At 71.8% G+C, this 14,299-nt stretch carries 15 protein-coding genes; 12 read left to right on the forward strand and 3 right to left on the reverse strand.

Annotated features, from left to right (window positions below; translation table 11 throughout):
* Positions 1–86: 86 nt before the first annotated feature.
* On the reverse strand, positions 87–533 hold the full coding sequence (locus AB0M02_RS10985; protein ID WP_364224570.1) for a hypothetical protein: 447 nt from the start codon (positions 531–533) through the stop codon (positions 87–89).
* Between the two features lie 41 nt (positions 534–574).
* Complete coding sequence (locus AB0M02_RS10990) at positions 575–1,096, reverse strand: hypothetical protein (RefSeq protein WP_364224572.1); 522 nt, start codon at positions 1,094–1,096, stop codon at positions 575–577.
* Between the two features lie 37 nt (positions 1,097–1,133).
* Here AB0M02_RS10990 and AB0M02_RS10995 point away from each other — a divergent pair, with 37 nt between their 5' ends.
* Entirely contained in the window at positions 1,134–1,583 is a 450-nt protein-coding gene (locus AB0M02_RS10995; RefSeq protein ID WP_364224574.1) for a MarR family transcriptional regulator, read from the forward strand.
* 20 nt (positions 1,584–1,603) lie between these two features.
* Here AB0M02_RS10995 and AB0M02_RS11000 read toward each other — a convergent pair whose 3' ends face one another.
* A complete protein-coding gene (locus AB0M02_RS11000; RefSeq protein WP_364224576.1) occupies positions 1,604–2,272 on the reverse strand; it encodes a GntR family transcriptional regulator in 669 nt (222 codons plus the stop codon).
* Positions 2,273–2,387: 115 nt separating this feature from the next.
* Here AB0M02_RS11000 and AB0M02_RS11005 point away from each other — a divergent pair, with 115 nt between their 5' ends.
* From AB0M02_RS11005 to AB0M02_RS11055, 11 genes are read left to right on the forward strand one after another with little or no spacing between them, the layout of a single operon-like run.
* A complete protein-coding gene (locus tag AB0M02_RS11005) occupies positions 2,388–3,437 on the forward strand; it encodes a substrate-binding domain-containing protein (protein WP_364224578.1) in 1,050 nt (349 codons plus the stop codon).
* Positions 3,438–3,447: 10 nt separating this feature from the next.
* Complete coding sequence (locus AB0M02_RS11010; protein WP_364224580.1) at positions 3,448–4,533, forward strand: mandelate racemase/muconate lactonizing enzyme family protein; 1,086 nt, start codon at positions 3,448–3,450, stop codon at positions 4,531–4,533.
* A complete protein-coding gene (locus AB0M02_RS11015; RefSeq protein ID WP_364224582.1) occupies positions 4,530–5,588 on the forward strand; it encodes a hypothetical protein in 1,059 nt (352 codons plus the stop codon). Before AB0M02_RS11010 ends, AB0M02_RS11015 begins: the two co-directional genes overlap by 4 nt.
* Positions 5,585–6,568 carry an ABC transporter permease gene (locus AB0M02_RS11020; protein WP_364224584.1) on the forward strand — a complete coding sequence of 328 codons (984 nt, stop codon included), beginning with the start codon at positions 5,585–5,587 and terminating at the stop codon, positions 6,566–6,568. Before AB0M02_RS11015 ends, AB0M02_RS11020 begins: the two co-directional genes overlap by 4 nt.
* Positions 6,568–8,091 carry a sugar ABC transporter ATP-binding protein gene (locus AB0M02_RS11025; protein WP_364224586.1) on the forward strand — a complete coding sequence of 508 codons (1,524 nt, stop codon included), beginning with the start codon at positions 6,568–6,570 and terminating at the stop codon, positions 8,089–8,091. The genes AB0M02_RS11020 and AB0M02_RS11025 overlap by 1 nt, the downstream gene beginning before the upstream one ends.
* Entirely contained in the window at positions 8,088–9,047 is a 960-nt protein-coding gene (locus AB0M02_RS11030) for an aldo/keto reductase (RefSeq protein ID WP_364224588.1), read from the forward strand. Before AB0M02_RS11025 ends, AB0M02_RS11030 begins: the two co-directional genes overlap by 4 nt.
* Positions 9,044–9,871 (forward strand): amidohydrolase family protein, encoded by an 828-nt coding sequence (locus tag AB0M02_RS11035; protein ID WP_364224590.1) that lies wholly within the window; start codon positions 9,044–9,046, stop codon positions 9,869–9,871. Before AB0M02_RS11030 ends, AB0M02_RS11035 begins: the two co-directional genes overlap by 4 nt.
* On the forward strand, positions 9,868–10,701 hold the full coding sequence (locus AB0M02_RS11040; protein ID WP_364224592.1) for a fumarylacetoacetate hydrolase family protein: 834 nt from the start codon (positions 9,868–9,870) through the stop codon (positions 10,699–10,701). Before AB0M02_RS11035 ends, AB0M02_RS11040 begins: the two co-directional genes overlap by 4 nt.
* Positions 10,698–11,978 (forward strand): enolase C-terminal domain-like protein, encoded by a 1,281-nt coding sequence (locus AB0M02_RS11045; protein WP_364224594.1) that lies wholly within the window; start codon positions 10,698–10,700, stop codon positions 11,976–11,978. The genes AB0M02_RS11040 and AB0M02_RS11045 overlap by 4 nt, the downstream gene beginning before the upstream one ends.
* Complete coding sequence (locus tag AB0M02_RS11050; protein WP_364224596.1) at positions 11,969–13,504, forward strand: aldehyde ferredoxin oxidoreductase N-terminal domain-containing protein; 1,536 nt, start codon at positions 11,969–11,971, stop codon at positions 13,502–13,504. The genes AB0M02_RS11045 and AB0M02_RS11050 overlap by 10 nt, the downstream gene beginning before the upstream one ends.
* A gap of 2 nt (positions 13,505–13,506) precedes the next feature.
* On the forward strand, positions 13,507–14,256 hold the full coding sequence (locus AB0M02_RS11055) for an SDR family oxidoreductase (protein ID WP_364224598.1): 750 nt from the start codon (positions 13,507–13,509) through the stop codon (positions 14,254–14,256).
* Positions 14,257–14,299: the final 43 nt, after the last annotated feature.

A 14,299-nucleotide genomic window follows, 5' to 3' on the forward strand; every position in this document is an offset into this window, starting at 1 on the left:
GTGGCACTGTCCGGGGTGACCTACTCGATCACCTCGCCCTAGGCGGGCTGTCGCCGGCGGCGGTTCTGTGCCGCCGCCGGCGTCGCTCAGGCGACCGGGGCCTGCTGCAGCGCCTGGGCGAGGGCCTCGGCGTCCTTCTTCTCCGAACGCGGGAAGGTCAGCGCGACGCCGGCGCCCTCGGTGCCGAACGCGATGCGCACCAGGCTCACGAAGCCCATCTTGACCTCGGCCAGCGCCACCATGTCGCGGGAGATCGCGCCGAGGACCGTCTTGCCGGGGCCACCGAGAAGGGTCTGCGGCAGGAAGATGAGCCGGTGGCTGGTGACGACGAGGAACTGCTTCTTCGACTGGGCCAGCTTGTGCGCGGTCACCGAGCCGACGCCCTCCTGCAGGACTGCCTGCGTGGCGACCGCGCCGAACCGTCCGGAGGAGAACGAGCCGACCAGGGCCCGCGCCGCGACGACGGGCGTCTCGCCGGGCTGCAAAATGGGGGCGACCAGCGCAAACGCGCGGTTCTTCAACTTGTCCTGCACGATGTCCCCGCTCCTGATGATCTTGATGTGCAGCGGGGATGTTAGCGCCGTCGAGCCAGCCGAAGATCATCCGAATGGTCGGACAAATGACGGCGGTCCAGTTTGCGGAAGGCCTGGAAGAGGAACCAGGCGGTGGTGGCGGTCAGGGCCATGCGCACCAGGTTGAGCCCGTTCCACGACCATGCCGCGGGGAGCAGGTGCTCCGGGTGGGCGAGTGCCTCCGGGCCGAACAGGCGCGGGATGATCAGGCCGACGATGGCCGCGTTGAGAGCGGTCAGCAGCAGCGAGGCCACGCCGGCCCGGCGGTAGTCGGCGCGCAGGGTGTCGTCGCGGTTGCGCCACCACAGCAGCCAGACGAGGGCGACGGCGAGTGGGGTGAGCGGCACGAAGTACAGCGTGGGGCTGGTGTTGGTGAAGAACTGATTGAGCCGGGTGAGCTGGGCCGGGCTGTCCTCGATCCAGTTCGGGGAGATGACGACGGTCTCGTAGAGGTTGCCGAAGAACCAGTACGCCAGCCCGAGCACTGCCGACAGCGTCAACAGTCGCTGCGTTCGAGTGGTCATGCCGTACCATAAGGCTCCCTGATACTCTAGTGCAAGGGTGCCTTATACTTTGGTCGAGCAGGAGTCCTCCGCCGGCTGGACGATCGTGCGTCTGGCTCACGTGCTGAGCCGGCGGTTTGAGGCGGCGATGCGCCCGCACGGGCTGACGCCCACGCAGTTCGGTGTGCTGACCACGATCGCCGCCGAGCCGGGCATCGGCTCGGGGGAGCTGGCCCGGCGGGTGCTGGTCACCGCGCAGAGTGTCGGCGAGTCGGTCGCGTCGCTGGAGGCCGCCGGGCTGGTGGCGCGTGACCGCAGCGCCGGGCGTGGCCGCCGGGCCGCGATCACCCTCACCGCGCGGGGGCGCTCGGTCCTGGCCGCCGCCACGCTGGCCGCCGCCACGCTGGACGACCCGGAGGTATTCGGCCTGAGCGCGCCCGAGCTGGCGACTCTCAACGCCCTGCTCGGCCGGGCGCTGCGCGCCCAGCACGAGACCCCGCCCGCCTGACCAGCCACGGGGGCGGGTGCTCAGTCCTCGAAGGCGACGAGGTGGCGCTCGCGGGCGCGGATGAGATGGCGGCGCATCGCGGCCTCGGCCCGGTCCGGGTCGTGGGCGCGGATGGCGGCGGCCAGGTCGCGGTGTTCGTCGTTGGTGATGGCGGTCTGCACGTACGGGAAGTAGCGGCGATGCAGGTGCAGGTGTGCATGCAGCCGGTTTATCGACTCCCGGAGCAGCGGGCTCGCCGACAGCTGCGCGACCATGTCGTGCAGGCGGGCGTCGAGCGCCGTGAAAGCCGCGTGCCAGCTGTGCTCGTCACCGCTGTCGACGGTGCGGGCGGCCTCCTCCACGAGGCTGTCGCACTGGGTGTCGGTGGCGCGCTCGGCGGCCCAGCGGGCGGCCGTGCACTCCAGCAGCAGGCGCATGTCGAACATGTCGTTGAACTCCGCGACCGTGAGCAGCGGACTGACCGTGTAGCCGGCGCGCGGCCGTTTGCGCAGCAGGCCCTCGGACTCCAGACGGGCGAGCGCCTCGCGGACCGGGGTGGGTGAGACGTCCAGCTCGCGCGCGAGCGCGTCGATGTTGACCCGGTCGCCGGGCGCGAGGATGTGCTCCAGGACCGCTGACCGCAGGGTCTCGTAGACGTCGTCGCCGAGGGTGGGCCGGTGCAGGCGGACCAGCGGCAGGAGTCTGGTCATGTTCACCATCCTTGTTTCGCCCGGGTTTCCGAATTGCATCTTGACGCCGTTCAGTGTGAGCGAGTACACATCCAGGAAAGATCCTATAGGATCTACGACATGGAAAGGAAGCCGCATGAAGCGGTCCCCGTTCCTCCGCCTCGGCCTGGGTGCGGCTCTGATCGGCCTGGTCACCACGGCCGGGTGCACCAGGAAATCCGACAACGACGAGGCCGCCGCCACCGGCAAGGGCCCCGAACAGGTCAAGGTCGCCCTCATCCCGGGCGGCGCTCATCCCTACTTCCAGCCGTGGAAGACAGCGGCTGCCGACGCCAAGACCGAGTTCAAGCTCGGTGACGCCACCTTCAACGAGACCTCCGGCTGGGACCAGACCAAGCAGAACGACGTGGTCAAGTCCCTCGCGGCGCAGGGATACAACGCCTTCGGCATCTTCGGCGTGGCACCGGAGAACATCAACTCCACGTTCGAGGACCTCAAGCGGCAGGGTTTCCCGGTCGGCTCGCTGGCGTCGTGCCCGGCGGGTGACGTCAACAAGGCCGACTTCTGCCTCTCCACCGACGTCGAGGAGGCCGCGTACAAGGCCACCAAGGCGGCGGTCGAGGCGATCGGCGGCAAGGGCAACCTGGTCCACCTGACCGGCAACAAGGTCGACTCCAACACGCAGCGCCGGATCGCCGGCGTGGAGAAGGCGGTCGGGGAGACCGGCGGCCAGGTCAAGATCCTCCAGGTCGTCACCGACATCGACACCGACCTGCAGACCGCGCAGAAGGCCGTCGCCGACCTGCTGGCGGCCAAGGGCGACCAGATCACCGCGATCGTCACCACCGCCTACAACCCGGCGGTCGCCGCGGCCGAGGGTGTCAAGCAGGCGAAGCTGCCGACCAAGGTGATCGCGATCGACGACGACAAGGCGATCCTCGACGGGATCAAGGACGGCTCGGTGGCCGGCACCGTGCTGCAGAACCCGGTGGGCCAGGCGATGGTCGGGTCGTACGTGCTGATGCGCCTCGCCGGCGGCTGCACCATGAACCAGCCCGGTGTGGTGGTCGACTCCGGATCGTTCGCGGTCACCAAGGCCAACGTCGACAACTACGAGACCGACCGGGAGGCCAAGACGACCGAGTTGCGCCAGGCCTTCGACAGCCAGTACCTCAACTGTCAGTAGGGGAGCACCAGTGCCCGTCGTCACCCACGCCGAGGCGTACCTGATCGATCTGGACGTCGAGACAGTGCGCACCGATGCCCTGCAGACCTTCGTCAAACAGGAGACCGTGTTCGTCGAGATCCGCACGGACGACGGCGGCGCGGGCACCGGGTACAGCTACACGATCGGCACCGGGGGCACCGCGGTGCTCGCGCTGCTCCGCGACAACCTGCTGCCGCTGTTGCCGGGCCGTGACCCGCAACGGGTGGAGGCGGTCTGGCGTGACCTGTTCCTGAGCACCAAGGCGACCACGGTCGGCGCCATCACCTCCCTGGCGCTGGCCGCGATCGACACCGCGCTGTGGGACTGGCGCTGCCGCGCCGCCGGCCTGCCCCTCTGGGTGCTGGCCGGCGGCGCGAAGGACCGGATCCCGCTCTACGACACCGAGGGCGGCTGGCTGCACCTGAGCACCGACGAGCTGATCGCCGGGGCGAAGGCCAGCCAGGCCGCGGGCTGGCCCGGCATCAAGATGAAGCTGGGCCGCTCGCCGGCCGCGGACGCGGAGCGGCTCGGTGCCGTCCGCGCCGCGGTGGGCGACGAGTTCGACGTCATGCTCGACGCCAACCAGTCGCTGACCGCGGCGGACGCGATCCGGCGCGCCCGGCTGCTGGAGCCCTTCGACCCGTTCTGGTTCGAGGAGCCGCTGCCGGCCGAGGACGTGGCCGGTCACGAGTCGCTGGCCGCCGCCACCTCGATCCCGATCGCGGTCGGCGAGTCCCTGTACGCGCCCGGCCAGTTCACCGAGTACCTGCGGCGCGGCGCGGCCGGGGTGGTCCAGGTGGACGTGGCCCGGATCGGCGGCATCACGCCGTGGCTCAAGGTCGCCCACCTGGCCGAGACCGCGAACGTGACCGTCTGCCCGCACTTCCTGATGGAACTGCACGTCAGCCTCTGCTGCGCGGTGCCGAACAGCCGGTACCTCGAGCACATCCCACAACTGCGCGCGATCACCACCGGCGAGATCGGGATCGACGGCGGCAACGCGCTCGCCCCGTCCGCCCCCGGTCTGGGCATCGCCTGGAATCGCGACGCGATCGACGACCGGAGAACCAGTTGACCGCCCAAGTCGAGACACCGGCACCGCCCACCGAGCCGCCACGCAGACCACGCCGGATACCGCTGTGGGCCAACCCCCGGGTCGGCCTCGTGGTGCTCCTGATCCTGCTGGTGACCCTCTTCAGCGTCATCCGCCCGGCCTTCCTGGACACCCGGCTGACCCTGACCCCGCTGCAGTCCGACATCAGCGTCTACCTGGTGATCGGCCTGTCGCAGATGAGCGTGCTCTCGCTCGGCCACATGAACATGGCGGTCGGGCGGATGGCGGCGACCAGCGCGTTCGCGATGGGCCTGGTGCACCACACGCTCGGCGCCGGGCTGCTCGTCAGCCTCGCCGCCGGTCTCGTGGTGGGCGCGCTGCTCGGTGCCCTGGCCGGGCTGATCATCTCGCGGACCGGGGTGAACTCGTTCGTGGTCACCCTGGCCATGGACTTCGCGCTGGTCGGCCTGATCACGATCCTGTACACGGGTGTCGTCGACGGGGTGGCCTTCCCGACCATGCCGGCCGGGATGGAGGCGCTGCGCTTCGACACGTTCGCCGACTACTGCGTTGGCGACGTCTGCGGGCCGCGCATCCCGCTGGTGGTCCCGTTCGCGATCGCCGCGGCGCTGCTGACCGGCCTGCTCTTCCGCTGGTCACGGGTGGGCCGGGAGATCCTGATGACCGGCGCCAACTCCCGAGCGGCCGAGCTCTCCGGCATTCCCACCCGCAGCCGGGTGGTGCAGGCCCACGCGCTCAGCGGCCTGCTCGCCGCGCTGGCCGGCTTCCTGCTGGCCGCCAACAACGGCGCGTTCTCGGCCAGTCTCGGCGACGGGTTCCTGCTGCCGTCGTTCCTCGCGCCGGTGCTCGGCGGCACGCTGCTCGCCGGCGGTGCGGTGAGCGTGCTCGGCACGGTGCTCGGCGCGGCGCTCACCCAGGTCATCTACAAGGGGCTCAACCTGCTGCAGTTCCAGCTGGACCAGCTCCAGCTCTACATCGGGCTGGTGCTGCTGGCGGCGCTCTCCCTGGACCGGGCGCGGCATGTGCTCGCCGAGCGGCGGGGGACCACATCATGACGCTGACCGCGACCTCCCGGGCCACCGCCTCGGGCCGGGTGTGGCGCACGCCCGAGTTCACCCTGGGCGTCATCGTGGCCACCGGCTTCGTGGCGCTGGCGTTCGCCACCGGCGGCAACCTGCTCTCGGCCGGCACCCTGGAAGCCTTCTTCCGGTTCCTGGCCGTGCCGATCGTCATCGGGCTCTCCCAGATGGTGGTGCTCGCCGTCGGGCAGATGAACCTGTCGGTGGGCGCGCTCACCGGATTCTGCGCGATGGCCGCCGCCTGGCTCATGCTCGAGGCCGGTCTGCCGGCTCCGATCGCCGTGCTGGCCGCGCTCGCACTCGGGCTCGCGGTCGGTGTCGCGAACGGCGCTCTCGTGGTGCTGACCCGCATCAACGGCTTCATCGTCACGCTCGCCACGATGACGATCATTCAAGGGCTACGGTACGGAGTGAACGGCCCCGACACCTTCCAGGGCTACTCCGAGGGCCTGCGCGCGTTCGGCCGCGCCTCGATCCTCGGCCTGCCCGCGGTGTTCCTGGTCGCGATCGCCGTCGCCGTCCTGGTCGCGCTCTTCTTCAGCCGCACCGTCACCGGCCGCCAGCTGCTCGCCAGCGGTGGCAGCCCGTTCGCCGCCCGGCTCTCCGGCATCTCCAACGACCGGTCGCTGATCATCGCGCACGCCCTCTCCGGCCTGCTCGCCGGCGTTGCCGCGGTGATCACCGTGTCGGCCTCCGGGTCGGTGAACGCCACCATCGGCGACGACCTGCTGCTGCCCAGTTTCGCCGCACCGATCATCGGCGGGGTGGCGCTGACCGGTGGCATGGTGAGCGTGGTGGGCACGGTGCTGGCCGCGTTCCTGGTACGCCTGGTCGACGTGATGCAGGCGCAGTTCGGCATCAACCCCCGCTGGGTGGATCTGATCATCGGTGCCGTCGTGCTGGGCGCGGTGCTGCTCGGCACCGTCCGGCAGAGGATGCGGGAGAGGGCGACCTGATGCTCGTCGCGGAGAACCTGGTCAAGGTGTTCCCGGGCGTTCGCGCGCTGGACGGCGCCACGCTCACCCTGCGGCCGGGCAGCGTGCACGCCCTGCTCGGCGAGAACGGCGCGGGCAAGAGCACGCTGGTCAAACTGCTCACCGGTGTGTACCGGCCGGACGGCGGCCGGATCACCCTCGACGGCTCCGAGCTGCACCTCGGCGGCCCGCTGGACGCGCAGCGGGCCGGCATCGGCGTGGTGCACCAGGAGCGCAACCTGATCCCGGCGTTCTCGGTGGCCGAGAACGTCGTGCTGCACCACCTGCCCCGCCGGGCCGGGTGGCTGGACCGGTCCCGGATGCGCGCCGAGGCCCGGCGCTGCCTGGAACTGCTCGAGGTGGACCTCGACCCGGACACCCCGGTGGCCCGGCTGTCGGTGGCGCAGGGCCAGCTCGTCGAGATCGCCAAGGCGCTCAGCCTGGACAACAAGGTGCTGCTGCTGGACGAGCCGACCGCGTCGCTGACCGGTGACGAGGCCGACCGGCTCTACACCGTGGTGCGCCGGCTGCGCGACTCCGGGCACGCCGTGGTGCTGGTCAGCCACAAGCTGGAGGAGGTGTTCGCGGTCGCCGACACGGTCACCGTGCTGCGCGACGGGCGCAGCGTGGCCGAGGCCGAGCCGCTCGCCGGCTTCACCCAGGGGCAGATCGTCGACCTGATGGTGGGCCGCGCGTTCGCCTCGATCGAGCTGCCCGAGCGTACGAGCGACACCAAGGCGCCCCCCGCCCTGCGCCTGAACGGGGTGAGCACCGCGCTGGGGCACCGCGACGTCTCGCTCGCGGTCCGGCCCGGCGAGATCCTCGGCCTGTACGGGCTGGTCGGCGCCGGCCGCAGCGAGCTCGCCAAGGCCGTCCTCGGACTGGAGCGGATCACCGCCGGAACGGTCGAGGTGCACGGCGCCACGGCCCGGATCCGCGACGTCGGCGAGGCCCTGCGCCGGTACCGCATCGGCTACGTCACCGAGGACCGCAAGGACGAGGGCCTCTTCCTGGAGCAGCCGGTGACCCGCAACATCGCGGTCACCGTGTGGCGCCGGCTGGCCCGCGCCGGCCTGATCCCCGACCGCCGGGAACGCGCGCTCGCCGAGACGTACGTGGAGCGCCTCGGCATCCGGATCTCCTCGCCGCAGCAGCTCGCCGGGCAGCTGTCCGGTGGCAACCAGCAGAAGGTGAGCCTGGCCAAGTGGCTGGCGGCGGACTGCGACATCCTCATCGTCGACGAGCCGACGGTCGGCATCGACGTGCGTACCAAGGCGGCGTTCCACGAGCTGATCGCGGGGCTGGCCGCGCAGGGCCTGGCGCTGCTGCTGATCTCGTCGGACCTGCCCGAGGTCGTGGTGCTGGCCGACCGGATCGCGGTGATGAGCGACCTGAGCGTCGCCGGCGAGCTGGACAACGACCACGACTACCCGCGGATGAGTCAGCAGATCATCCGGATGATCCACGCCGAGACGCACGCCGAGGGCGAGGTGGCGGCGACATGAACCCTTTCGAGCGCGTCCGGCTCGGCCGCACCGGGGTGCGTGTGACCCGGCTCGGCCTGGGTCTCGCCCCGCTCGGCGGGCTGTTCGCCCCGGTCGGTGCCGGCACCGCCCGGGACACCGTCGAGCACGCCTGGAAGCTCGGCATCCGGTACTTCGACGTCGCGCCCCTGTACGGCAACGGGCTGGCCGAGCGGCGGGCCGGACCGGTGCTCAGCCGCAAGCCGCGCGGCGAGTTCGCGCTCTCCACCAAGGTCGGCCGGCTGCTGCGGCCCGGGGGAGCGGACGTTCAGGACATCTGGGCCGAGCCCTCGGGCGAGACCCCGGTCTTCGACTTCAGTGGAGCCGGCGCGCTCACCTCGTACGATGAAAGCCTTGATCGTCTTGGTCTCGACCGTGCCGAAATCCTGCACCTGCACGATCCGGACCGGCACTTCGACCAGGCGGTGAAGGAAGCGCTCCCGGCGCTGGTGGAGCTGCGCGACCGGGGCCGGATCGACGCGGTGTCGGCGGGCATGAACCAGGCGCCGATGCTCGCCGATCTCGTGCGCACCGGTGAGCTGGACGCGGTGCTGCTGGCCGGCCGGTTCACCCTGCTGGACCAGTCGGGCGCGGACGAGCTGCTCCCGCTCTGCGCGGACCGCGACGTCTCGGTGATCGCCGCCGGGGTGTTCAACTCGGGGCTGCTCGCCGACCCACGGCCGGGCGCGCGCTTCGACTACGCACCCGCCGAGCCGCACCTGGTCGACCGGGCGCTGGCACTGCGGGCGGTGTGCCGGCGGCACGGGGTTCCGCTGCGCGCCGCCGCCATCCAGTTCCCGCTGACCCACCCGGCGGTGACCTGCGTGCTCGTGGGTGCGCGCACGCCCGCCGAGGTGGAGGACGCCGCCATGATGGCGGCGGTGGACATACCCGGCGCGCTCTGGGCCGATCTCCGCTCGGAAGGACTGATCAGATGATCATCGACGCGCATCAGCACCTGTGGACCTCCGACTACCCGTGGCTGCAGGACCCCACGCTGACCCGGATCCGGCGCGACTACACGGTCGCCGACCTGCGCGCGGCGATCGGCGCCGCGGGTGTCGACAAGACCGTGCTGGTCGAGGCGGGCCGCTGCGACGCCGAGGAGACCCGGCTGTTCCTCAAGATCGCGCAGGACACCCCGGAGATCGCCGGTGTGGTCGGCTGGGCCGATCTGACCGATCCGGCGCTGGCCGAGACGATCGCCGGATACCGGGCCGGGCCCGGCGGTCACCTGCTCGCCGGCATCCGCGACCAGGTGCAGGCCGAGCCCGACGACTTCCTCGACCGGCCGCGGGTGCGTGCCGGGCTGGCCGCGGTGGCCGCGGCCGGTCTGGTGAACGAACTGGTGGTCCGCAGCCCGCAACTGCCGTCGGTGGCCCGGGCCGCCGCCGCGCTGCCCGAGTCCACGTTCGTCCTCGACCACCTCGGCAAACCGGAGATCGCGGCCGGTGCGGTCCGGCGCTGGCGTGACCTGATCGCGCCGGTCGCCGCCCGGCCGAACGTGATCGCCAAGCTGTCCGGGCTGGTCGCCGAGGCGGACTGGGCGACCTGGACCCCGGCGGACTTCAAGCCGTACGTCGACACCGCGGTCGACCTCTTCGGCACGAGCCGGCTCATGTTCGGCTCGGACTGGCCCGTGCTCGAGGTGGCGGCCACCTACACCGAGGTGAAGGACGCCATGACCGGGCTGCTCGGCGGCACACCGGCCGACGTCTTCGGCGGCACCGCCATCCGGACCTACCACTTGGAGATCATGTGAGATACCTGCGAGTCGGACCCGCCGGCGCGGAACGGCCGGTTGCCGCGGTGGACGGCCGGTACTACGACCTGTCCTCGGTGACCGGGGACATCACCGGCGCTTTCCTGGCGGCCGGCGGCGTGACGTCGGTGGCGGGACTGCCTGATGTGGACATCGCCGGCGAGCGACTCGGCGCGCCTGTCGCGCGGCCGGGCGTGGTGCTGTGCATCGGGCAGAACTACGCGGCACACGCGGCCGAGTCCGGAGCCGCGCCGCCGGAGGTGCCGATCATGTTCTACAAGGCGCCGAACACTGTGGTCGGCGCGTACGACGACGTGCTGATCCCGCGCGGTGCGGTCCGGGTGGACTGGGAGGTGGAGCTCGGCGTGGTGATCGGGCGTACCGCGCGGTACCTGGACTCCCCGGCCGACGCGGCGGCGCACATCGCCGGATACGTGGTCTCCAACGACGTCTCCGAGCGCGACTTCCAGATCGAGCGGTCCGGCGGCCAGTGGTCGAAGGGCAAGTCCTGCGAGACGTTCAACCCGCTCGGGCCGTGGCTGGTCACTCCGGACGAGGTGGGCGATCCCGGCAAGCTGCGGCTGCGCAGCCGGGTCAACGGCGAGCCGCGGCAGGACTCCAGCACCGCCGACATGATCTTCGGGGTGGACCACCTGATCTGGCACCTGTCGCAGTACACGGTCCTGGAGCCGGGTGACCTGATCAACACGGGTACGCCGGAGGGCGTGGCGCTGTCCGGGCGGTTCCCGTACCTGGCCGACGGCGACGTCGTCGAGGTGGAGATCGACGGGCTGGGCAGCCAGCGCAGCGTGGTCCGGAACGCCGCATGAAGATCACCGGGATCGACACGTACGACGTCCGGTTCCCCACCTCCCGCGAGCTCGACGGCTCCGACGCGATGAACCCCGACCCGGACTACTCGGCGGCGTACGTCGTGCTGTGCACCGACTCCGGTCTGGAGGGGTACGGGTTCACATTCACCATCGGCCGCGGGAACGAGGTATGCCGCGCCGCCGTCGAAGCGCTTGCGCCCCTGGTCATGGGCCAGACCGTGGACGACCTCGGCGAGTTCGCCCGGCGGCTCACGCACGACTCCCAGATCCGCTGGCTCGGCCCGGAGAAGGGCGTCATGCACCTGGCCGCCGCCGCGCTGATCAACGCCGCCTGGGACCTGGCCGCGCGGGCCGCCGGCAAGCCGCTCTGGCGGTTCCTCGCCGACCTCACCCCGGACCAGGTCGTCGGCCTGGTGGACTGGCGCTACCTCACCGACGCGCTCGGCCCGGCCGAGGCGCTCGACCTCCTGGAGGCCGCCCGACCCGGCCGCGAGGAGCGGATCGCGCAGCTGGCCCGCGACGGCTACCCGGCCTACACCACCTCGCCGGGCTGGCTCGGCTACTCCGACGACAAGCTCGTGCGGCTGGCCCGCGAGGCGGTGGCCGGCGGCTACCGCCAGATCAAGCTGAAGGTGGGCCAGAACCTGGACGACGACATACGGCGGATGGCCCTGGCCCGGCGCGCGGTCGGCGACGGCATCCGCATCGCGGTCGACGCCAACCAGCGCTGGGACGTCGCCGAGGCGGTGGAGTGGATGACCGCGCTGGCGCCGTACGACCCGTGGTGGATCGAGGAGCCGACCAGCCCGGACGACGTGCTCGGCCACGCCGCGATCCGGCGCGCGCTGCGGCCCGCGGGCATCCGGGTGGCGACCGGTGAGCACGTGCAGAACCGGATCATCTTCAAACAGCTGCTGCAGGCCGGCGCGGTGGACGTCGTGCAGATCGACGCCTGCCGGGTCGCCGGGGTCAACGAGAACCTGGCGATCCTGCTGCTGGCCGCGAAGTTCGGCCGGCCGGTCTGCCCGCACGCCGGCGGGGTGGGCCTGTGCGAGCTGGTCCAGCACCTGTCGATGTTCGACTTCGTGGCCGTCTCCGGCAGCCTTGCCGACCGGGTCATCGAGTACGTCGACCACCTGCACGAGCACTTCACCGACCCGGTGGTCATCCGCGACGGCGCCTACCAGCTGCCGGCCGCGCCCGGCTTCTCGGCCCGGATGCAGCCCGAGACACTGCACCGGTTCGCCTTCCCGGACGGGCCCGAATGGGCCTGATCACGGTGAGCCTCGACGGCTCTCCGATCGCCCTCCCGCCGGCGGACCCCGGCGACCACGACGGCCCGATCGCGGCACTGCGGCACCTGCTCGCATCCCTGACCGGGCCGGTCGACCCGGTGGACGCGCCGCTGGCGATCGTCGCCGGAACGGTCGCCGGGACAGGGGCGCCGGGCACCGCGCGATGTGCCGCCGTCGGCCTGTCGCCGCTGTCCGGCGCGGTGGCGGAGACCCGGGCCGAGGGGCCGTACGCCGCGGGACTGCGAGGTGCCGGCGTCACCGGGGTGGTCCTGCACGGGCGGGCACCCGAGCCGGTCTGCGTGGTGGTCTCCGGCGGCCGGGCGTGGCTGGAACCGGCCGGTGACGTGTGGGGACTGGAGACCGGCCCGGCAACCGACACGCTGCAGGAGCGGTACGGCACAGCGGCGTCGGTCGCGGTCATCGGGCCGGCGGGCGAGCGCGGGGTCCCGTACGCATCAATCGTCACCTGCCGTCACCACCCACTGCCGCGACTGGGCCTCGGCGCCGTGCTCGGCGGTAAGAACGTCAAAGCGGTGGTCTGCGTGGGTTCGGCACGCGTGCCCGTCGCGGACCCGGCGGCGGTGTCCCGGATCGCGGCGGAGTACACCCGGCTCATCGCCACCGACGGCCTGTCACAGGTGCAGCAGGGCTGGCCCGGCTTCGGCGTCTGGACAGGCGAGCCCGGATACGCGCCGGTCGACGGGTTCACCGACACCACCCGTGGCGGCGGCGTCGGAACCGTCCCGGACGAGATCGCCCGGGACGCGACGGTCGCGGCCTGCCCGGGTTGCCCGACAGACTGCGTCAAGGTGTACGCCGGAGCGGGCCTGCACCAGGAGGCGCTCGCCATGCTCGGCCCGAACCGTGGCGCCGGCGACCCGTGGCCGGCGCTGCGCGAGCACGAGCAGCAGGGCACCGACCCGGTCTCGGCGAGCGGCACCCTGACCGTCCGGAACATCGCGCTCCCGCCGTTCGACCCGCGGGTGCAGCCCAACCTGGGCCTGGCCTACGTCGTCGCGCCGATCGGCCCGCGCTACGACATCGTCGAGCACGACCTCGACTTCGACCCGGTGACCGGTGTCGCGTCCAGCTATCCCGAGCTGGCCCGGCTCGGCGTGCGGGCACCCCGGCCCCGGGGCGAGCTGGACGTGCACCGCACCGCCCAGCTGATGCGGCTCTGGAGCGGCCTGGACGCGCTCGGGGTCTGCCTGTTCGCGGCGACGCCGACCCGGCCGCTCAGCCTGGACCGGGTCGAGTCGCTCGTCGAGGCGATCACCGGGCGGCGGCCGGACGTCCTGGCCATCGGCACCACCCGAATGTTGCTGCAGCACGAGGTCAATCTCCTCCTCGGCCGCGCGGACGAGGAGAACCTGCCCGACCTCTTCTTCACCTCGCCGGTGCGCGCGGGCACCTATGCCGGGGCCGTGCTGGACCGGACCGCGTTCACCACGGCGGCCGCAGCCCTGCGCCGCCGGCTCGGCCTCACCCCTGTCGCGAAAGGTTGATCATGAGTTCTTTCGGCACCCTCGTCGCTGTCGTCACCGGCGGGGGCTCCGGCATCGGCGCCGCGGTCACCGCCGAGTTCCGGGCCCGTGGCGCGCGCGTCGGCGTGCTCGACCTCAACCCCGGCGACCCGGCCGACGGCCTGCTGCCGGTGGTCGCGGACGTGACCGACCGGGCCTCGCTGCGGGCGGCGATGACCGCCGTGGCCGACGCGTTCGGCGGCATCGACGTCCTGGTCAACAGCGCCGGCATCGGCGCGGTCGGCCCGATCGAGGGCAACGACGACGAGGAGTGGCACCGGGTCCTTGACGTCAACGTGGTCGGCATCGCGCGGGCCACCGCGGAGGCGCTGCCGTTCCTGCGGCGCAGCGGCCACGGCGCCATCGTCAACCTGTCGTCCATCGCGGCGACCGCGGGGCTGGTGCAGCGCGCCCTCTACTCGGCGTCGAAGGGAGCGGTGCACTCGCTGACCCTCGCGATGGCGGCCGATCTGGTGGGGGAGGGCATCCGGGTGAACTCCATCGCGCCCGGCACGGTCGACACGCCGTGGGTGGCGCGACTGCTGGCGCGTACCGACGACCCGGCCGCGGAACGTGCCCGGCTGGCGGCGCGCCAGCCCACCGGGCGCCTGGTGACGGCGGAGGAGGTGGCCGCCGCCGCGGCCTATCTGGCCTCGCCGGAAGCCGGTGCGACCACCGGGACGTCGATCGCCGTGGACGGGGGAATGTCGGGCCTGCGACTGCCCCGCAGGTAACGGACAGGCAGTGTGTCAGTGGACACGAATTAGACATTCAGCC

It is taken from the genome of Actinoplanes sp. NPDC051861, assembly GCF_040681145.1.
Classification (GTDB): Bacteria; Actinomycetota; Actinomycetes; order Mycobacteriales; family Micromonosporaceae; genus Actinoplanes.